The sequence below is a fragment of the Microbacterium sp. Cr-K32 genome (assembly GCF_000708345.1).
Taxonomy (GTDB): domain Bacteria; phylum Actinomycetota; class Actinomycetes; order Actinomycetales; family Microbacteriaceae; genus Microbacterium; species Microbacterium maritypicum_A.
Window position 1 is genome coordinate 176,374 of the sequence record NZ_JARD01000015.1, and the last position, 19,712, is coordinate 196,085.

Annotated in this window: 18 protein-coding genes; 10 read left to right on the top strand and 8 right to left on the bottom strand. The window is 70.0% G+C overall.

All coding sequences use genetic code 11. The annotated features are described in order from the left end of the window. The first annotated feature begins 145 nt into the window (after positions 1-145). The 4 genes from GZ64_RS0107970 to paaZ are packed head-to-tail and all read left to right on the top strand — an operon-like array spanning position 146 to position 5,095. Positions 146-1,351: a thiolase family protein gene (locus tag GZ64_RS0107970; protein ID WP_029265792.1), complete on the top strand. Its 1,206-nt coding sequence runs from the start codon at positions 146-148 to the stop codon at positions 1,349-1,351. Next, positions 1,351-2,106 carry an enoyl-CoA hydratase/isomerase family protein gene (locus tag GZ64_RS0107975; RefSeq protein WP_029265794.1) on the top strand — a complete coding sequence of 252 codons (756 nt, stop codon included), beginning with the start codon at positions 1,351-1,353 and terminating at the stop codon, positions 2,104-2,106. The genes GZ64_RS0107970 and GZ64_RS0107975 overlap by 1 nt, the downstream gene beginning before the upstream one ends. Beyond that, positions 2,103-2,972 carry a 3-hydroxyacyl-CoA dehydrogenase family protein gene (locus GZ64_RS0107980; RefSeq protein ID WP_029265796.1) on the top strand — a complete coding sequence of 290 codons (870 nt, stop codon included), beginning with the start codon at positions 2,103-2,105 and terminating at the stop codon, positions 2,970-2,972. The genes GZ64_RS0107975 and GZ64_RS0107980 overlap by 4 nt, the downstream gene beginning before the upstream one ends. A 26-nt stretch (positions 2,973-2,998) precedes the next feature. Continuing rightward, positions 2,999-5,095, top strand: a complete 2,097-nt coding sequence (paaZ, locus tag GZ64_RS0107985) for a phenylacetic acid degradation bifunctional protein PaaZ (RefSeq protein WP_029265797.1) — start codon at positions 2,999-3,001, stop codon at positions 5,093-5,095. Between the two features lie 31 nt (positions 5,096-5,126). Here paaZ and GZ64_RS0107990 read toward each other — a convergent pair whose 3' ends face one another. From GZ64_RS0107990 to dhaK, 7 genes are all read right to left on the bottom strand, one after another. Then, positions 5,127-5,768, bottom strand: a complete 642-nt coding sequence (locus GZ64_RS0107990; protein WP_029265798.1) for a TetR/AcrR family transcriptional regulator — start codon at positions 5,766-5,768, stop codon at positions 5,127-5,129. Positions 5,769-5,844: 76 nt separating this feature from the next. Further along, entirely contained in the window at positions 5,845-7,170 is a 1,326-nt protein-coding gene (gene paaK, locus GZ64_RS0107995; protein WP_029265800.1) for a phenylacetate--CoA ligase PaaK, read from the bottom strand. Between the two features lie 21 nt (positions 7,171-7,191). Then, positions 7,192-7,620: a hydroxyphenylacetyl-CoA thioesterase PaaI gene (gene paaI / locus GZ64_RS0108000; RefSeq protein WP_029265802.1), complete on the bottom strand. Its 429-nt coding sequence runs from the start codon at positions 7,618-7,620 to the stop codon at positions 7,192-7,194. Positions 7,621-7,756: 136 nt separating this feature from the next. Further along, positions 7,757-9,046 (bottom strand): sensor domain-containing protein, encoded by a 1,290-nt coding sequence (locus GZ64_RS0108005; protein ID WP_029265804.1) that lies wholly within the window; start codon positions 9,044-9,046, stop codon positions 7,757-7,759. Positions 9,047-9,201: 155 nt separating this feature from the next. Further along, a complete protein-coding gene (gene ptsP / locus GZ64_RS0108010) occupies positions 9,202-11,709 on the bottom strand; it encodes a phosphoenolpyruvate--protein phosphotransferase (RefSeq protein ID WP_081859698.1) in 2,508 nt (835 codons plus the stop codon). Beyond that, on the bottom strand, positions 11,709-12,350 hold the full coding sequence (gene dhaL / locus GZ64_RS0108015) for a dihydroxyacetone kinase subunit DhaL (RefSeq protein WP_029265808.1): 642 nt from the start codon (positions 12,348-12,350) through the stop codon (positions 11,709-11,711). The genes ptsP and dhaL overlap by 1 nt, the downstream gene beginning before the upstream one ends. After that, the gene (gene dhaK, locus GZ64_RS0108020; RefSeq protein ID WP_029260506.1) at positions 12,350-13,342 is read right to left on the bottom strand and encodes a dihydroxyacetone kinase subunit DhaK; all 993 of its coding nucleotides are present in this window, start codon (positions 13,340-13,342) and stop codon (positions 12,350-12,352) included. Before dhaK ends, dhaL begins: the two co-directional genes overlap by 1 nt. Positions 13,343-13,502: 160 nt before the next feature. Here dhaK and GZ64_RS0108025 point away from each other — a divergent pair, with 160 nt between their 5' ends. Next, positions 13,503-14,270 (top strand): IclR family transcriptional regulator, encoded by a 768-nt coding sequence (locus tag GZ64_RS0108025; protein ID WP_029260505.1) that lies wholly within the window; start codon positions 13,503-13,505, stop codon positions 14,268-14,270. A 90-nt stretch (positions 14,271-14,360) separates the two neighbouring features. Here the strand turns inward: GZ64_RS0108025 and GZ64_RS0108030 are convergent, their stop codons facing one another. Further along, the gene (locus GZ64_RS0108030; RefSeq protein WP_029265810.1) at positions 14,361-16,484 is read right to left on the bottom strand and encodes a RecQ family ATP-dependent DNA helicase; all 2,124 of its coding nucleotides are present in this window, start codon (positions 16,482-16,484) and stop codon (positions 14,361-14,363) included. 92 nt (positions 16,485-16,576) lie between these two features. On the opposite strand from GZ64_RS0108030, the gene GZ64_RS0108035 reads away from it, so the two are divergent. The 5 genes from GZ64_RS0108035 (at position 16,577) to paaD (ending at position 19,711) form a co-directional block, all read left to right on the top strand. Continuing rightward, on the top strand, positions 16,577-16,996 hold the full coding sequence (locus tag GZ64_RS0108035; RefSeq protein WP_029265812.1) for a hypothetical protein: 420 nt from the start codon (positions 16,577-16,579) through the stop codon (positions 16,994-16,996). An 87-nt stretch (positions 16,997-17,083) separates the two neighbouring features. After that, positions 17,084-18,058, top strand: coding sequence for a 1,2-phenylacetyl-CoA epoxidase subunit PaaA (paaA, locus tag GZ64_RS0108040; protein ID WP_021198807.1), 975 nt, complete (start codon positions 17,084-17,086; stop codon positions 18,056-18,058). Next, a complete protein-coding gene (gene paaB, locus GZ64_RS0108045; RefSeq protein WP_017828375.1) occupies positions 18,058-18,363 on the top strand; it encodes a 1,2-phenylacetyl-CoA epoxidase subunit PaaB in 306 nt (101 codons plus the stop codon). Before paaA ends, paaB begins: the two co-directional genes overlap by 1 nt. Beyond that, on the top strand, positions 18,360-19,223 hold the full coding sequence (paaC, locus tag GZ64_RS0108050) for a 1,2-phenylacetyl-CoA epoxidase subunit PaaC (protein ID WP_029265815.1): 864 nt from the start codon (positions 18,360-18,362) through the stop codon (positions 19,221-19,223). The genes paaB and paaC overlap by 4 nt, the downstream gene beginning before the upstream one ends. Next, the gene (gene paaD, locus GZ64_RS0108055; RefSeq protein ID WP_029260501.1) at positions 19,217-19,711 is read left to right on the top strand and encodes a 1,2-phenylacetyl-CoA epoxidase subunit PaaD; all 495 of its coding nucleotides are present in this window, start codon (positions 19,217-19,219) and stop codon (positions 19,709-19,711) included. Before paaC ends, paaD begins: the two co-directional genes overlap by 7 nt. The last annotated feature ends 1 nt before the right edge of the window (position 19,712 follow it).

Sequence of the window (19,712 nt, forward strand, 5' to 3'; positions counted from 1 at the left end):
GCCGATCGACGACGCGGGATCGCGGTGGTCACCGCGCCTGTGCCATAATTACCGGACGATCGGTCAGTAATTCGGGCCGATCGTCCGGACTGACCGATCAGCCGGACGACGGTCGCCGTCGAGACAACGAAGTCAGGAGTTCCGCATGACCGAGGCATATCTCGTCGGAGGCGTACGCACCCCGGTCGGACGCTACGGCGGCGCCCTCGCCTCCGTGCGCCCCGACGACCTCGCGTCGATCGTCGTGCGCGAAGCGGTGCGGCGCGCGGGGATCGACCCCCTGCAGGCGGAGATCGACGAGGTGATCCTCGGTGCGGCCAACCAGGCCGGGGAAGACAACCGCAACGTCGCCCGGATGGCCGTCCTGCTCGCGGGCCTCCCCGACACCGTGCCCGCCATCACGGTCAACCGGCTGTGCGCCTCCGGGATGTCGGCCGTCACGATGGCAGCGCAGGCGATCCGCGCCGGTGATGCCGACCTCATCGTCGCCGGCGGCGTCGAGTCGATGACACGCGCCCCCTGGGTGCAGGCCAAACCGGAGAAGGCCTGGGCGAAGCCGGGCGCTGCTTTCGACACCTCGATCGGCTGGAGATTCCCGAACCCCCGCCTGCTCGCACGAGAGAAGGCGACGTTCACGATGCCGGAGACCGCAGAAGAGGTCGCTCGCGTCGACGGCATCACCCGCGACGAAGCGGATGCGTTCGCACTGCGATCGCAACAGCGCGCTGCATCGGCGATCGCCGATGGACGCTTCGAGGCGGAGATCGTCGGCGTCCCCCTCGACGCCGCCGTCAGCGCCGGTGCGGAGGTCCTCGTGGACGAGGGCCCCCGTCCGGAGACGACGCTCGAGGGCCTTGCGCGCCTGCGTCCCGTCGTTGCCGGCGGTCAGGTCGTGACCGCCGGCAACTCCAGCGCCCTCAACGACGGCGCCTCCGCGATCACGGTCGCGAGTGCGGAGGCCGTGGAGCGCTACGGTCTGGTCCCGCGCGCCCGCATCGTCGCCGGCACCAGCGCGGGCCTCGCTCCCGAGATCATGGGCCTCGGCCCGGTTCCTGCGACGCAGAAGGCGCTGCGACGGGCCGGGCTCTCCATCGACGACATCGGCTCGATCGAGCTCAACGAGGCGTTCGCCACCCAGTCCATCGCCTGCATCCGACGCCTCGGCCTCGATGAGGCGCGCGTGAACGCCGACGGTGGGGCCATCGCCCTCGGCCATCCGCTCGGCTCCTCCGGATCCCGTCTGCTCGTCACCCTCCTCGGCCGCATGGAGCGCGAAGGCTCTCGATACGGACTCGCCACCATGTGCGTCGGCGTGGGGCAGGGCGCAGCCGTGATCGTGGAGAAGGTCTGATGGCCGCCGGCCCCCTCGACAGCGGACCGCTCGTCGTCGAGCGTCACGACGACCGCGTGGTGGCGACGCTCCACCGACCGCACAAGCGCAACGCGATCGACCAGGCCACGATCGACGCGATCCACGTGCTGTGCGCCGAACTCGAAGCCGTGCCGCGCCCGCTGATCCTCACCGGGGCCGGAGGAGTGTTCGCCGCGGGCGCCGACATCGCCGAGCTGCGCGAGCGCCGTGCGGCCGATGCGCTTCGTGGGATCAACGCCCACGCGTTCGTCCGGCTGGCCGAGCTGCCGATGCCGGTCATCGCCGCGATCGACGGGTACGCCCTCGGTGGAGGAGCCGAACTCGCCTATGCCGCGGACATCCGCATCGCCACGCCATCGCTCGCCATCGGCAACCCCGAGACCGGGCTGGGCATCCTCGCCGCAGCGGGCGCAGGGTGGCGCCTGAAGGAGATCATCGGAGACGCCAGGGCGATCGAGCTGCTGCTCACCGGTCGCACCGTGAAGGCCGATGAGGCGCTGCGCATCGGTCTCGTATCGGCGATCCATGAGACCGCGGAGCTTCTGCCCGCCGCCCATGCCCTCGTCGATCGCATCGCCCGCAACGACCGGGCAGCCATCATCGCGACCAAGCGTGTCTTCCGCGCGCCGCGCGACCACCACCCCGCCGTCGACCTGGAAGCGCAGGCCGAGCTCTTCGAGAGTCCGGAGAAGTTCCGGCGGATGACCGACTTCCTGGAGCGGAGAGACCGATGACCGAGAGCAGTTCCCCGGCCCCGCGACACGTGGGGGTGCTCGGCGGCGGACGCATGGGCGCCGGGATCGCCCACGCATTCCTGCTGGCAGGCTCCCGCGTCACCGTCGTCGAACGCGATGCCGATGCGGCCAGATCGGCATCGGCCCGCGTGCTCGAATCCGTCGACTCCTCGATCGCCAGAGGCACGGCGGGCGAATCCGTCGACCGGTACCGGGAGCGTCTCGCCACGGGCACGGATACGGCGCTGTTCGCGTCGAGCGCGCTCGTCGTCGAGGCGGTGCCGGAAGACCTCGCCCTCAAGATCGATGCGCTCCGACGCGTCGAGGCGGCGATCACGCCCGACGCGGCGATCGCCTCGAACACCTCCTCCATCTCGATCGATGAGCTGGCCGCCGTGCTCGATCACCCCTCACGCTTCCTCGGCATGCACTTCTTCAACCCCGTGCCGGCCTCCACGCTCGTCGAGATCGTGCGGGGTGCGACCACCGCTCCCCCGCTCGTCGATTCCGCCCGCAGCTGGGTGGAGGCGCTGGGCAAGACCCCGATCGTGGTGGCAGATGCCCCCGGATTCGCGTCCTCCCGACTCGGCGTCGCCGTCGGCCTCGAGGCGATCCGCATGCTCGAGGAAGGCGTCGCCTCCGCCGAGGACATCGACGCCGCGATGACGCTCGGATACAAGCACCCGGTCGGCCCGCTCCGGCTCACCGACATCGTCGGCCTCGACGTGCGGCTCGGCATCGCCGAGTACCTCGCCGCGCATCTGGGCGAGCGCTTCGAACCTCCCGCCCTGCTGCGTCGACTGGTCGCCGAGGGACACCTCGGCCGCAAGAGCGGACGCGGCTTCTACGAATGGGACGCCTCATGAAGGGAACCCTGATGAAAGGAACCCACATGAAAGGAACAGAGATGATCGAGACCCTCCCCAGCTACGTCCAGGGAGAGTGGTGGACGCCGTCGTCCGACGCGAAGACCACCGAGGTCCGGGATGCGTCGACGGGTGAGGTCGTGGCCCGTGTCTCGACCGACGGACTCGATCTGGGCGCCGCACTCGAGCACGCCCGCACCGTGGGCCAGACATCCCTGGGAGAACTCACCTTCCATCAGCGTGCCGTGCGCCTCAAGCAACTGGCTCTCGCCCTGACGGAACGCAAGGCCGAGCTGTACGAGCTCTCCAGCCGCACCGGTGCCACGGCGCAGGATTCCTGGGTGGACATCGACGGCGGGATCGGCGTGCTGTTCGCGTACTCGAGCAAGGGCCGACGCGAGCTGCCGAATGCGAAGGTGTATGTCGACGGAGGCGTGGAGAACCTGTCCAAGGACGGCTCCTTCCTCGGCCGCCACATCTACACGCGGCTGCGCGGCGTCGCCGTGCAGATCAACGCCTTCAACTTCCCGGTCTGGGGATCGCTCGAGAAGTTCGCGCCCGCGTTCCTCGCCGGCGTCCCGACCCTGGTGAAACCCGCCACCCCCACCGGGTACCTCGCCGAAGCCATGGTGCGCGTGATGGTGGAGTCGGGGCTCCTTCCCGACGGCTCGCTGCAGCTCGTCTCGGGCAGCGTGCCCGGTCTCTTGGACGAGCTGCGGCTGGGCGACCTCGTGGCCTTCACCGGTTCGGCGTCGACGGCCGAGCAGCTGCGCGCTCACGATTCCGTGCAGACGGGAGGTGTGCGCTTCACGAGCGAGACCGATTCGATCAACGCCTCGATCCTCGGGACGGATGCCGTCTCCGGCACGCCCGAGTTCGACGCGTACGTCAAGCAGCTCGTCGCCGAGATGACCACCAAGGCCGGCCAGAAGTGCACGGCGATCCGCCGCGCGATCGTGCCGACGACTGCCGTCGACGACGTCATCGCCGCAGTCCGGGAACGCCTCTCGACACGTGTCGTCCTCGGCGACCCCCGCGCCGAGGGCGTGACGATGGGTCCGCTCGCCTCGATCGCGCAGCGCGAGGAGGTGCTGCGTCAGGTCGCCCGCCTGCAGGCCGGCGGAGGAGAGCTCGTGATCGGCACGACCGATGCACCGACCGTCCGGCACGGCGACGGCAGCGAAGGGCCGGCCCCCGACGGTGCGTTCGTGGCGCCGATGCTGCTGCGGTTCCCCGACCCGGAAAGCGCGGCGGTCAACGAGATCGAGGCGTTCGGCCCGGTGTCGAGCATCGTCGGCTACCGCACCCTCGATGAGGCGAGCGCCCTCGTGGCCCGGGGCGGAGGGTCGCTCGTGACGAGTGTGGCCACGCACGACCCCGAGGTCGCTGTCGCACTCGCGACCGGCATGGCCGCGTACAACGGGCGCGTGCTCTTCCTCGATCGCGATGATGCGCGCAGCTCGACCGGGCACGGTTCCCCGCTCCCGAACCTCGTGCACGGCGGCCCCGGGCGCGCGGGCGGAGGCGAGGAGCTCGGCGGCATCCGCGCCGTGCTGCACCACATGCAGCGCACCGCGGTGCAGGGCTCGCCCGAGATGATGACCGCCCTCACCGGCGTCTGGCATCAGGGAGCGACCTCACGCCCGTACGAGCAGAGCGACGGAGTGCATCCCTTCCGCAAGTCGCTGGCCGAGCTCCATGTGGGCGACCAGGTGGCGAGCGGTTCCCGCACCGTCACCCTCGAGGACATCGAGACGTTCGCCGCATTCACCGGCGACACGTTCTACGCCCACATGGATGAGACCTCGGCCGCAGCGAACCCGTTCTTCCCGGGACGCGTCGCCCACGGCTATCTGCTGGTGTCGTGGGCTGCGGGGCTCTTCGTCGACCCGGCGCCCGGCCCCGTGCTCGCCAACTCCGGGCTCGAGAATCTGCGGTTCGTGACGCCGGTCTCCCCTGGCGACGACATCCGCGTCGAGCTCACCGCCAAGCAGATCACTCCGCGGGAGACCGACGAGTACGGGGAGGTGCGCTGGGATGCCGTGCTGAAGAACCAGCACGACGACATCGTGGCCACCTACGATGTGCTCACGCTGGTCGCGAAGGAGAAGGCGCAGGTCTGACGGCGGCGTCGCAACGACCGCCGGATCCCGGTCAGACGGCAGGGACTCCGGCGTCGTCGTTCGTGCGCAGCCCGTCGAGGGCGATCGCGACCACGTCGTCGGCGAGACGGTCGGCGCCCTCGCGCCCCCCGGGCCGGTACCACTCGACGATCGAGTTGATCATCCCGAACACGAGACGCGCGACCACGCTCGCATCGATGTCGGCACGCAACGCGCCCTCGCTCTGCGCCTCCGACACCAGCGCGGTGATCCGACGGTCGAAAGCCCGACGGCGGATCAGCGCCTTGCGCTCCACGTCGGTGTTGCCCCGTACGCGCAGCAGCAGCGTCACGGCCGGCAGCTGCTCCACGAGCACACGGACGGCACCGCGCAGCACATGCTCGAGGCGGTCCACCGCGTTCGAGGCCTCCGGTCCATCCTCCGATTCCAGAAGCGGGTTCTCGACCACGGCTTCCAGGCCGCTGAGCGCCGCGTCGAGCGCGAGGTCGAGGATCTCGTCCTTCGATCCGAAGTGGTGATAGATCGCCGACTTCGACAGGCCGAGCCGCTCGGCGAGCATGCCGATCGACGTCGCGTCGTACCCGTGCTCGTTGAAGGCGGCGACGGCGACGCCGAGGATCCCCTGCTGGTCGTAGCCGGGGCGGCCGCGTCGTGTGCTCTGCATCTCGGACATCACCCCACAGTCTCGCACCCGATCAGCCGCACAGGCCGGATCGCCGGCCGCGAGGCGATCCGGGTGTCGCCCGTCGTCACCGCAGGTCGTACACCCGCTTGTACTTCCCCTCGCTTCGCGGCAGCGTCCCCGGCTCTTCCAGCTGGACGGCGACCGTCGACCCGACGAAGATCTTGATGCGCTGCGCGAGCACCTCCGCGGCGCTCTGGCAGGTCTCGACGGACAGGTCGGGGTGGCGTTCGATCCGCACCTTCAACGTGTCCATCCGGCCGTCCTTCGACAGCTCGAGGATGAAGTGCGGCGTCAGCTGTTCGATCCCCAGCACCAGCTCCTCGATCTGGGTGGGGAACAGGTTCACCCCGCGCAGGATGATCATGTCGTCGTTGCGGCCCGTGATCTTCTCCATGCGGCGCATCCCCGCACGCGCGGTCCCCGGCAGCAGACGGGTGAGGTCGCGGGTGCGATAGCGGATCACGGGGAAGGCCTCCTTCGTCAGCGAGGTGAACACGAGTTCGCCGAGCTCCCCGTCCGGCAGCACCGCCCCGCTCTCGCCGTCGATGATCTCCGGCAGGAAGTGGTCCTCCCACAGATGCGGGCCGTCCTTCGTCTCGAGGCATTCATTGCCCACCCCGGGCCCCATGACCTCGCTGAGTCCGTAGATGTCCAGAGCGTCGATTCCCAGACGCTGTTCGAGCTCGTGGCGCATCTCGTTCGACCACGGCTCGGCGCCCAGGACAGCGACCTTCAACGACGTGGAGCGCGGGTCGACCCCCTGCGCCGCCATCGCGTCGGCGATCGTGAGCAGATAGCTCGGAGTGCACAGGATCGCATCCGGCTCGAAATCGAGGATCAGCTGCACCTGACGGGCCGTCTGGCCACCGGACATCGGGATGACGGTCGCACCGAGCGCTTCGATGCCCGCGTGCGCGCCGAGTCCCCCCGTGAACAGTCCGTATCCGTAGGCGTTGTGCACCTTCATGCCGGCGCGGATGCCACTCGCCCGCAGCGAACGCGCCACCAGAGAAGCCCACCGGTCGAGATCGCCCCTCGTGTAGCCGACGACCGTCGGCCGGCCCGTGGTGCCGCTGGATGCGTGGATGCGGGCGACGTCGGACATCGGCACCGCGAACATCCCGAACGGATAGGTCTCGCGCAGATCCGCCTTGGTCGTGAACGGCAGCCGCTGCACGTCATCCAGGGTGCGGATGTCATCCGGATGCACACCCGCATCATCGAACTTGCGCGTGTAGAGAGGGACGTTCGCGTACGCATGGCGAACGGTCTGCTGAAGCCGTTCGAGCTGGAGAGCCGCGATCTCCTCGCGACTCATACGCTCTTCGGCGTCGAGCTCGTCGGCTGCGGGAGGGCGGACACGGGAGGGCGTTGCGGTCGTCGTCGACACGAGGGGCTCCGGAGGTGGGGATCAGAAGGTCTGGTTGGTGGTGCGGGAGCGTCCGCGGAACTCGGCGACGGGATCACCCTGCTCGTCGACGACGCTCACGTCATAGATGCCGGAGCGGCCCGTGCGCGTCCGTCGGACCGCCGTCGCGGTGAGCGTCTGGCCGGAGACGGTCGATTTGAGAAAGGAGATGTCCGCACCCGCCGCGACCGTCACCCGGTCGTCCTCGTTGCACGCGATCGCGAAGGCAGTGTCGGCGAGGGCGAACACGAAGCCGCCGTGCGTGATGTGGAAGCCGTTCGTCATGTCATCCCGCACGCGCATCGACACGACCGCATGGCCCGGATCGTCTCGTTCGACGACGAGCCCCAGTGCGGTCGATGCGCGGTCACGTTCCATCATGGCTCGATTCGGGCGCACGGCATCCGGCGTCTGCGTCGTCGCTTTCGTCATCGTCGACCTCCTCGTCGAGCGGGTCGGATGCGCACCTGCAGCACCCGATCCGCTCATACTAACCGACCGATCGTTCAGTTAGTCAAACGGAAGCCCCGCCGAGCTTTCCGAGCGTCCCGCCCCCTCGGGGTGAAGCTCAGCCGAAGTCGGGGAGCCGGCGCAGCGTCGCGTCCTCCGTCAGGATTCCGGTGATCACGGCATCCGGGTCCGCGGCGTCGCGATCGACGCGGAACCGGATCGCCTCTCCCTCGCGAGTCGTCCACTGGTACAGGTACTCCCCCGACGACACGATCCTGATCGATGTCCCGCCCGGGAACGCGCTCATGGCTTCGGCCACGGTGTCCCCGATCCTCACATCGCCTGCCGCCGGCAGCGCAGCCGGGTCCTCACGCGGCTCATCCGCGACGTTGGCGAAGCCGACCGAGGCGGCGACCACCACGGTGGCGCCGTCGTCCGTCCAGAGAAGCAACGACGCAGCCCCGTCGGGACTGACGATCCGGGTCTGCCCGCCCGCCCACTCCGACCGGATGACCTCCGCTCCCGGCACCGCCGCGATGGCGTCGTCGAGCTCGGTTCCGAGGACGATCGGTCCGATACCCTCGACGGTCACGTCCCACGTGCTCCACGCGGCTCCGGGGTCGACCGCGGGCGGGGAGGCAGGGGCCTCCGGCGGATTCGCGGTCAGCTCCTCGACCAGCCGCTTCTGGGCGGCGGAAGCCTGGTCCCGAAGGAAGGACGCGGCCTGCGCACTGTCGAAGGCGGCTTCACCGGAGAACGGCTGCCAGAAGTTCACGAGCACATTGCCGACCGAGGCATACCCCTGGTACAGACGGTGTCCGCCGCCGAAGCCGTCATCGATCACCAGCGACCCCGCGACGGCTCGAACTCCGTCCTCGGACTCCGCCGTGGTCGAATCGAACGTCGACGCGCCGCCCCCGTACGCGAACGGCGCGCACTGCTGAGCGGCGTCGACGTACGTGTCCATGAGCCCCTGCGCCGCCGCCTCGTCGGCGAACTGGAGCACATGCAGCCACCCGTCCCTCTGCTCCGGCACAGCGCTGGACCAGGTGACGGAGCGTGCACCGATCGACGTCAGGGAAGGTTCGTACACCAACGAGTTGCAGATCGCCGGCGAGAGGTCGGGACCACCGCCGTCGGCGACCTGGATCAGTGACGGTGTCGGCGTGCCGACCTCACCGACGTCGGGCAGGATCCTCGCGATATCCTCCGCGCTCGGCAGGAACCAGTCGAGCTCGTCGCCGACGAAGACCGCGGGGCCGGCATAGGGCTCCGGTGCCGATTCGACCGGCGACGGGGTCGGTTTCGGTGTCGTCTGAGGAGCCGGGGTGCATCCGGACAGGGCCACGACGGCCCCCACGGCCAGCAGCCCGAGAGTTGATCGCGAAAAGGACCGCAGCGCGGACATGAGCCCTCCGATTGCTCGTGGGTGGCCACTCGGCCCCCCTCTCCCCTGAGCTTAAGGGCCGGCCCGCCACAGCGTCACGGAGCACGCATGTCGATATCAGAATGAAACGGAGAGTATGCCGCTGCCCGCATATGGTGCGGGCTGACCCGGTTCGCTCACCCGTCGACGAGCGCGGCGGCAGCAGCCGCACGTGCCGCATCGGCCGAAGGAGCGCCGACCGCGGCGGCCGCGGCCCGTGCGCACTCCACCGAGGACAGCTCGCTCAGCTTCGCTGCCACCCGACCCAGCGACCGTGGAGCCATCGACAGCGAGGTCACGCCCAGTCCGACCAGTACGGGAGCAAGTGCCGGGTCACCGCCGGCTTCGCCGCACACCCCCACCGGCTTGCCCACCGCACGGCCTGCCTCGCCGACGGCGGCGATGAGACGAAGCACCGCGGGCTGCCACGGATCGTTCAGATCCCCCAACTCGCTGAGCAGTCGGTCGGCCGCCATCGTGTACTGCGCGAGGTCGTTGGTACCCAGGCTCACGAAGTCGACGACCTCGAACAGTTCGGCCGCGAGCAGGGCCGCCGACGGGGTCTCGATCATGATGCCGACCCGGTCCAGCCCCGCCGCCCGGCACCGGTCGGCGAACTCCGCGGCCTCGTCGACCGTCGCGACCATCGGCGCCATCACCTCGACCACGGCCTCCTCCTCGGCGGCGGCCCGTGCGAGAGCCCGCAGTTGGTCGTCGAGAAGCTGCGGCCGACGTCTGGCGATCCGCAGACCGCGGACCCCGAGCGCCGGGTTGTCCTCGCGGTCCGTGTTGGCGAAGGGCAGCGGCTTGTCGCTGCCGGCGTCGAGGGTGCGCACCACGACCTTGCGTCCGGGGAAGGCCGCCAGCACTCCTCGATAGGCGGCGATCTGCTCGTCGACGCTCGGGGCGTCCGTGCGATCGAGAAAGCAGAACTCCGTGCGGAAGAGGCCGATGCCCTCCGCCTGGGCCGAAGCCGCGTTCGTCGCGTCCGCCGCTCCCCCGACGTTCGCGAGGAGCGGGACGCGCTGCCCGTCGGAGAGCGCGCCTGCCCCGTCGAATTCGACGACCGTGGCCGACGCTCGCGCCTCGGCGACGCGGGACGGCGCAGGCTCGACCTCGACCGTTCCCCGGTCACCGTCGACGAGCACCGTGGCTCCGGTCGGGATCGCTTCCGCGTCCGCGAGGCCGACCACGGCCGGAAGACCGAGGGAGCGCGCGATGATGGCGGTGTGCGAGGTCGGCCCGCCCTGCGCGGTGACGAGGGCGATGCATCCTCCGCCGGCGAGCAGCGCGGTATCGGCGGGGGCGAGATCCGTCGCCACCAGCACGAAGGGCTCATCGCGCTCGGGCACGCCCGGCATGTCGACCTGGAGGATCTCGGCGATGATCCGGTCGCGCACGTCACGGATGTCGGCGATGCGCTCGGCCATCCGCCCTCCCAGCGCGGCGAGCGCCTTCTCATGGACGACAGCCGTCTCCCAGACCGCACGGGCCGCACTGCGTCCCTTCGATCGCACGAGCGCCGTGGCCTCGGACACCAGCTCCGGATCGGACGCCAGAAGCCGGGAAGCGTCGAGGATCGCCCTGGTCTCCCCCGTCGCCTGCGCGGTGCGCGAGCGGAGCTGATCGGCCACGGCGACGGCCGCCCACTCGATCGCGGAGACCTCGGAGTCCCGGTCGGCCTCGGGGACGACCGTGGTCGGGTCGGGCTCGGGAAGCGGGGGCGCGAGGTGGACCACGGGCGCGGCGACACGGCCGGAGCTCACTCCTCGTCCGCGAAGCACCGTGCCGGGCGGGACCGCACGCGCGGGCTCCCCCTCCCGCGACGACGGCGCATCGACCGCGGATGCCTCTCCGGCTCCGGACACCCCGGAAGGCGGTGCGACCGCCGTCTCGGGTGGTGCCTGCTCCGTCCCCTCGCCGAACCCGTCGTCGAACAGAGCGACCAGCCGATCCAGTGCCTCCGTCGCGTCATCGCCGCGAGCGGTCAGCTCCAGTTCATCGCCCTGGCGCGCGCCGAGCACGAGCAGGCGCGTCAGGCTCGCGGCGGCCGCATCCGGGCCGTCGGGAAGCCGTCGCAGGCGTACGTCGGCCCCGGCGGCGGCCCGGGCGATCAGGGCAGCGGGACGCGCATGGACGCCGAGCGGATTGCGGACGCGCACCCGACGCACCTGCACGTCACCGTCCGCCTGCGGCACAGCCGGTGCGTCGGCCATCTGGTCTTCCCCGGCGCCGAGCGCGCCGGTCTTCACCCCGAGCGCCGCCGTGGCTTCGGCAGCCACCTGATCCAGCGTCCCGCCCGCAGCAGCGGACACGACGGCGGCGAGCAGTCCCTCCACGAACGGTGCCGGGGCGAGCCGCACCGGCACCGCACTCGATCGCAGCTCGAGGGCGAGCTCGGCGCTGAGCACGGCGGATCCCAGATCCATGAGCACGAGCACGCCATCGCACTCCGCCGCGAGCTCATCGATGGCCGCTGCCACCGCGACGGCATCGGTGCCGAGGATCGGTGCCCCCTCGGCGTCGACACCCGCTCCGGCCGCGACCTGCACCCGCACTCCGCCGTCGTGCACCATCTGCAGGGCAAGCTCCAGTGCCGCCTCCCCGAGCCGTGCGCTGTGGGAGACGGCGACGATGCCGATCATCAGGCCGTGCCCGCGACCGCTGCGGCGAGCGTGTCGAAGAGGATCGCCGTGGAGGCCGCCCCCGGGTCGAGGTGCCCCGCGCTGCGCTCCCCGAGGTAACTCGCCCTGCCTTTGCGGGCCACCAGCGGCAGCGTGGCATCGCGTCCGGCTGCCGCGGCGTCCGCGGCGGCCCTGGTCGCCTCGGCGACAGAGGATCCCGCGGCGAGTGCCGCGTCCATCGCGTCCACCGCCGGCGCCATCGCGTCGAACATGGTCTTGTCCCCCGCTTCCGCCTTACCGCGTGCGACGATGCCGTCGAGTCCTGCCCGCAACGCAGCCGCAAGAGCGGGGCCGTCGAGTTCGGACACCGGCCCGGCCGCCATTCCCGTCCGCAGGAAGAAGGTGCCGTAGAGGGGTCCGCTGGCTCCGCCGACGGAACTCACCAGGGTCATGCCGACGGTCTTGAGCAGTTCGTCGACCTTTCCGGGTGCGCCCGCGGAGAGCTTCTCGCCGACGGCACTCATACCGCGAGCCATGTTGGCTCCGTGGTCGGCGTCGCCGATGGCCGAGTCGAGTTCGGTGAGCCAGTCGCGCTTCTCGGTGACGGCGGTACCGAACCGGGCGACCCAGTCGGCGAGCACGACGGTGTCGACCGCGCCCATCAGACGCCCCACCGCAGACCGGGAGTGTTCACCGGGGCATCCCACAACCGCAGCAGCTCATCGTCCGCCTTGAGCAGGGTGACCGAGCACCCGGCCATGTCGAGCGACGTGATGTAGTTGCCGACGAGGTTCCTGGCGATCTGCACGCCCGACTTCTCGAGGATCGCCGCGACCTCGCCGTACATGAGGTAGAGCTCGATGAGCGGCGTAGCCCCCATGCCGTTGAGCATCACGATCGCGGGTCCTGCGGCGTCGAGATCGGCGAGGATCGGCTCGACCAGCTGCCGGGCGATCTCGGATGCCGGAGCGAGGGGTTCGCGGTGACGCCCGGGCTCGCCGTGGATGCCGATGCCGATCTCCATCTGATCGTCCGGAAGGTCGAAAGTGGGCTTGCCTGCGGCGGGCACGGTGCAACTGGTGAGAGCCATGCCCATCGAGCGCCCCTGTCCGTTGACCTTCTTGGCCAGCTCGACGACGGCGGCGAGATCCCGCCCCTCTTCCGCGCCCGCTCCGACGATCTTCTCGAGCAGCACGGTGAGGCCCACCCCGCGGCGACCGGCGGTGTACAGCGAGTCCTGCACGGCGACGTCGTCATCCACGGTGATGCTCCCGACCTCGATCCCGTCCATCGCGGCGAGCTCGGCGGCCATCTCGAAGTTCAACACGTCGCCGGTGTAGTTCTTCACGATGTGCAGCACACCTGCGCCGCGATCCACGGCCTGGGTGGCCACCTGCACGCGATCGGGGGTCGGGGAGGTGAAGACCTCGCCGGCGACCGCCGCATCCAGCATCCCGGTGCCGACGAACCCGCCGTGCAGCGGTTCGTGGCCGGAGCCGCCACCGGAGACGATCGCGACCTTGCCCTGGGCCTTGGGCGTGGCTCGGGTGATGACATGGTTCTCGAGGTCGACGGAGAGCTCCGGATGAGCGAGGGCGACACCCTTCAATGATTCGACGAGAACGTCTTCCGGGGCGTTGATGAGCTTCTTCATCATTCGATCTCCTTTGATCCTTCGAGGTCTCTTTCGCAAAAAATCCGAAAGCAATTCGTTAATGTCGAATATGCTCGGACCCTGCCGGGTTGTCAAGATCAATCGTGAAGCCCGGCTCCATCGGCTCCGGCTCGACGACGCACCGGAAGGAGGCCTCACCGTGATCCAGGCGATCGACCGCGCGGCGAAGATCCTCGAACTGCTCCAGGGAGCACGCCACCTCGGCATCACCGACCTCGCGGCGGCACTCAGCCTGCCGCCGTCGACCGTGCACGGGATCGTGAAGTCGCTGCGGTCGCACGGACTCGTCGCGAAGGAGCGGGGCGGCCAGCGCTACATGCTCGGTCCGACTCTCCTGCGCCTGAGCAACGTATACCTCGACACCCTCGACGTACGCGCCAGGGCGATGAGATGGACGCAGGAACTCGCGCGCCGCACCAACCTCTCGGTACGGCTGGGCGCACCGCACTTCACCGACGTACTCGTCATCCATCACAACCTGCGACCCGACGACAGCCAGCAGATGCTCGAGACCGGGGTGGCCATCCCCGCCCATGCCTCGGCGATGGGCAAGGTCCTCCTCGCCTACGACCTGGGTTTCCAGCAGAGCGTGTTCGAACAGCCGCTGCGCAGCCTCACCGGCGACACGATCACCGACGTCGCTCGGCTGACCCTCGAGCTGCCGGCCATCGCCGAACGCGGCACGGCCGGAGAGTTCGACGAGGCGGTGCTCGGCGAGTCCTCGATCGCCGCCCCCGTCGCCGACGCGTCGAACGACATCGTCGCCGCGGTCGCCGTGGTGCTGCCCACATCGCAGACACCCGCCTCGGACGCGATCCTCAATGCCCTGCGCGAGACGGCACGGAACGTCTCCCGCGAACTCGGCGCGACCACCTGGCCACCGCGCGTGGCGCCCGCCGACGACTGACATCCGCGCGTCCGATCCGGTGCGGCGGATCAGCACTCGCCCGACGAACCGGCGCTCGCCGACGCCTCCTCCACCCAGCCGCGAATCCACTCAGCCGCGAAGCGCGAGGGCGAACGGCAGGACCGCGGTCGCCCCGGCCTGACGGAGCGCCCGGGCCGCGACCGTCATCGTCCATCGACTGTCGACAAGATCGTCCACGAGCAGCACCGGCCCCGACGGCACGTCGAGGTGCTGCGCGCTGAAACGGTCCCACAGCCCGGCGAGACGGAAGACGCTGTTCCCGCCCGGTCCGCCGGAGGGCCCGCCGCCGACGGGTTCGAGCGCGCCGAGGGAGGGCAGACGGCCGACGTCGGCGAGCCCGCGGGCGAGCGAGTCGACCAGTAGCGGGTGCGAACGCGAGGGCATGACGACGACAGCCACCGGGCGCTCCTCCCAGCCCCATCCGGCGAGCACGCGGACGCAGGCCTGGAGCAACTGCGGGGTCACCGCGGCGTCGGGCGCGCCCGCGGCGAAGATCTCGCGCAGCGCCCCTCCCCAGCCCAGGTCGGTGAGGCGCGCCAGCGCTCGCCCCTCGGCAGCCTGCTCGTCGGCGGGGATGCGCCCCTTGACCGGTACCTCGAGCCGATCGGCTCCGGTCGGCCAGGCACGACGAGGCTCGATCGGCACACCGACACGGTCGAGCGACTCCGCGGCCTGCGAGCTCGCGGATTCTCCGATCTCGCGAGGGAACCATCCGCCCGCGCAGTTGTCACACCTTCCGCAGGGCGCGGCCGTGTCGTCGTCGAGGGCGCGCTGCAGGAACTCCATACGACAGCCGTCGGTCTGCTCGTATTCGATCATGTGCTGCTGCTCGGCGAGACGCTCGGCGGCGATGCGCTCGTAGCGCTCGGCGTCGTAGGTCCACGGCTCGCCGGTCGCGACCCAGCCGCCCTGCACGCGCCGCACCGCGCCGTCGACGTCGAGGACCTTCAGCAGCAGCTCGAGCGGCGTGCGGCGGATGTCGACCATCGCCTCGAGCGCCGGCGTCGAGATCGGAGCATCGCCGAGCGCACCGATCACCCGCTCCGCCCGCTCCTTGTCGGGCATCGACGCCGTCGCGAAGTAATGCCAGATATCGCGATCCTCGACGCCGGGCAGCAGCAGCACGTCGGCGCTCTCGCTGGCACGGCCCGCACGCCCCACCTGCTGGTAGTAGGCCACCGGCGACGAGGGCGCCCCGAGGTGGAGCACGAAACCCAGATCGGGCTTGTCGAAGCCCATACCGAGTGCACTGGTGGCGACGAGCGCCTTCACCTCGTTGCGCTTGAGCATCCCTTCGGACTCGGCGCGTTCATCGGTGTCGGTCTGTCCGGTATAGGCCCGCACATCGTGTCCGTGGTCACGCAGCAGCCGGGCGGTGTCGACGGCGGCCGCGACGGTCAGCGTGTAGATGATGCCGGATCCGGGAAGATCGTCGATGTGGCTGAGCAGCCACGCGAGACGACTCGCCGAATCGCGCAGGCGGAGCACCCCCAGACGCAATGAGGTGCGGGCGAGCGGGCCGCGGATGGTGAGCACCGGCTCGGCACCCCCTTCGCTGTCGGCCTGAAGGGCCCCGAGCTGCTCGGCGACGTCTGCCACGACCCGGCTGTTCGCCGTCGCGGTGGTCGCGAGCACCGGAACATCGGCCGGCATCTGCGCGATGAGATCGCGCAGCCGCCGGTAGTCGGGGCGGAAGTCGTGTCCCCAATCGCTGATGCAGTGCGCCTCGTCGACGACGAGCATGCCGATGCGACGCACCAGCGCCGGCAGCTGCTGCTCACGGAAGGCGGGGTTGTTGAGCCTCTCCGGCGAGACCAGCAGCACATCGACCTCATCGCGGTCGAGCTGCCCGAGCACCTCGGACCATTCGTGCGCGTTGGTGGAGTTGATCGCGACCGCCCTCACCCCCGCACGTTCGGCCGCGGCGATCTGGTCGCGCATGAGCGCGAGCAGCGGCGACACCAGCACCGTCGGCCCCGCCCCCTGTCGACGCAGCAGCAGGGTGGCGACGAAGTACACCGCGGACTTTCCCCAGCCGGTGCGCTGCACCACGAGCGCGCGCCGACGCCCCTCGACCAGCGCCTCGATCGCCTCGTACTGCCCGTCATGGAAGTCGGCGTCGGCGCGGCCGACGAGTTCGCGCAGCGCCGCGCGTGCGGCCTCGCGGGTGTCGGCGGGAGCTGCGGATGTCATGCCCCCACTCTGCCCCACACCGCAGACACGACGACGCCGTCATCCACAGGTTCGCCGAGCCGTCGGCGAGTCCGGTCGTCTAGCGTGAGGAGATGATCACACGCGAGCTCGCCGTCGCCCTGCGAGACTCCGGACTCGTCTGGCATCCCGCCGAGGGCGACCGCTTCCAGCTCGACCTGCCGGACGAGGTGGAGTTCGAAGCGGAGGCCGAGGTCTTCACGGTCAGCGAGATGACGATCGAAGCCCGCCAGACGCCGAGCGGCACCGATCTGGCGTTCAACGGCACCACGGAATGGGCGCTCGATGCGGTGACCCTCGCGGATGCGGTGTGGCTGCCGCGGGAGGATCAGCTGCGCGACCTGCTCCGGGGCACCTTCCGCGCGCTGGTGCGCCTCGACGATGCATTCCGCGTCGACATCGAGATCGGCGGCGAAGTGATCGCGTTCGAGCACCCCGACCCTGCCGAGGCCTACGGTCGTGCGCTCCTCGAGCTGATCTCACGCTCCCTCTGACAGACCCGCCTTGAAACCGGCCGTGCTCTGTGTCAGAATTACCTAACGATCGGTCAGTAAAGTTGGCCGGAGGCCGAGGAGTCGACGATGACCAGTCCCGCAGACCTGTCCCTGGTGGGCGAGCTCTCCGATGAGGAGCGTCTCTTCGACGAGCTCATCGCGAACGAGCAGCGCATCGAGCCCCGCGACTGGATGCCCGATGCCTACCGCAAGACGCTGGTGCGGCAGATCTCCCAGCACGCGCACTCCGAGATCATCGGCATGCAACCCGAGGGCAACTGGATCACACGCGCGCCGAGCCTCAAGCGCAAGGCGATCCTCATGGCGAAGGTGCAGGACGAGGCCGGCCACGGTCTCTACCTCTACTCCGCGGCGCAGACCCTGGGCACCACGCGCGACGAGATGATGGATCAGCTCATCAGCGGCAAGGCGAAGTACTCGTCGATCTTCAACTACCCCACCCCGACCTGGGCCGACATGGGCGCGATCGGCTGGCTCGTCGACGGCGCCGCGATCTGCAATCAGGTGCCGCTGTGCCGGGCCTCCTACGGTCCGTACGGCCGCGCCATGGTGCGCGTGTGCAAGGAGGAGTCGTTCCACCAGCGGCAGGGCTTCGAGATCCTGCTCACGCTGATGCAGGGCAGCGCGGAGCAGCGCGAGATGGCACAGGATGCCGTGAACCGCTGGTACTGGCCGAGCCTGGCGATGTTCGGGCCGCCCGACGACCAGTCCCCGAACTCGGCGCAGTCGATGAAGTGGAAGATCAAGCGGTTCTCGAACGACGAGCTGCGCCAGCGGTTCGTCGGCATGCTCGTGCCCCAGGCCGAGATCCTCGGGGTGACGTTGCCCGACCCCGATCTGCGCTTCGACGAGCAGACCGGCCAGTATGTGATCGGCGAGATCGACTGGGACGAGTTCTTCGAGGTGGTGCGCGGCAACGGGCCGTGCAACGCCGAGCGACTCGAGCGCCGGCGCACGGCCCACGAAGAGGGCGCCTGGGTGCGCGAGGCCGCCGCAGAGTATGCCCGCAAGCAGTCCCTCGAGACGAAGGCGGTGGCGTGATGGCGACACCGGGCGCGGATGAGCGCGAACCCTGGCCGCTGTGGGAGGTGTTCGTGCGCGCCAATCGCGGGCTCAGCCACGTGCACGTCGGCTCGCTGCACGCGCCCGACGCCGAGATGGCGATCCGCAACGCGCGCGACCTCTACACCCGCCGCGGCGAGGGCGTGTCGATCTGGGTGGCGCCCGCCGACGCGATCACCACGAGCGATCCCGACGCCAAGGGCGCATACTTCGAGAGCCCCGCGGGCAAGAACTACCGCCACGCCGTGTACTACACGGCCTCCGAGGGAGTGCCGCACCTGTGAGCACACCGCACCCGACCACCGCGCCCGAGGACGTCGACGTTCACGGCGACATCCACGGCGACGTCTCGGTCGACGAACTCCGCCTCTCGCAGGAGCTCTCCGGCACCGGCGCGGTGGCCACGTCCGCCGACATCGCCGAGTACGCACTGCGCCTCGGAGACGACGCCCTCATCCTCTCCCAGCAGCTGGGCGCCTGGATCTCGCGGGCCCCGGAGCTGGAGGAGGACGTGGCCCTGGGCAACATCGCCCTCGACCTGCTCGGCCACGCGCGCTCGTTCCTGCACTACGCGGGGTCGTACGACGGCCGCAGCGAAGACGACCTCGCCTTCTTCCGCGACGAGCCCGAGTTCCGTTGCGCGTGGATCGTGCAGCAGCCCAACGGCGACTTCGCCCAGACGATCGCCCGACAGTTCGTGGTGGCGACCTACATGTTCGAGCTCTACACCGCGTTGCGCGGCAGCAGCGACGAGACCTTCGCCGCGATCGCCGAGAAATCGCTCAAGGAGGTCGACTACCACCGCGATCACGCCGTGCAGTGGATGCTGCGCCTCGCGGGCGGCACCGAGGAGTCCCGCACCCGCATCATCCGGGCGATCGGTGATGTCTGGCCGTACGTCGACGAGCTGTTCCGCGACGATGAGCTGATCGAGCGACTCGGCGATGCGGCCGTGTCCCCGTCGCGCCTGCGTCCCGGGTTCGACGGGGTGGTCGCGACCGTGTTCACCGAGGCGGAGCTGACGGTTCCTGACGTCATGTCGTCGTCGGCGGGCGGGCGTCGCGGCGCGCACGCGACCCCCCTCGGGCACATCCTCGCCGAGATGCAGGTGCTCGCGCGACGGCATCCGGGGGCGACATGGTGACTCTCACTCCGACGCAGGCCGCCTGGCGGATCGCCGCTTCCGTTCCCGACCCCGAGGTCCCCGTCCTCACGATCGAGGACCTCGGCGTGCTCCGTGCGGTCGAGGTCGACGGCACCCGGGTGCACGTCGACATCACGCCGACCTACAGCGGCTGCCCCGCGATGGACACGATCCGAGACGATGTGATCCTCGCCCTCACCGCCGCCGGCTTCGACCGGGTCGATGTGCGGCTGGTCCTCTCGCCCGCCTGGACGACGGACTGGATGACGGAAGCCGGCAAGACGAAGCTCGCGGAGTACGGCATCGCGCCGCCCTCCGGCCGCGCCGCCGTCTCGACCGGGCCGATCCGCCTGGCGCTGAGCGTGCGCTGCCCGCGATGCGGGTCGCTCGACACCCGCGAGGTCTCCCACTTCGGCTCGACCTCGTGCAAGGCGCTCTTCGAGTGCCGCGCCTGCCTCGAGCCCTTCGACCACTTCAAGGTGCACTGAC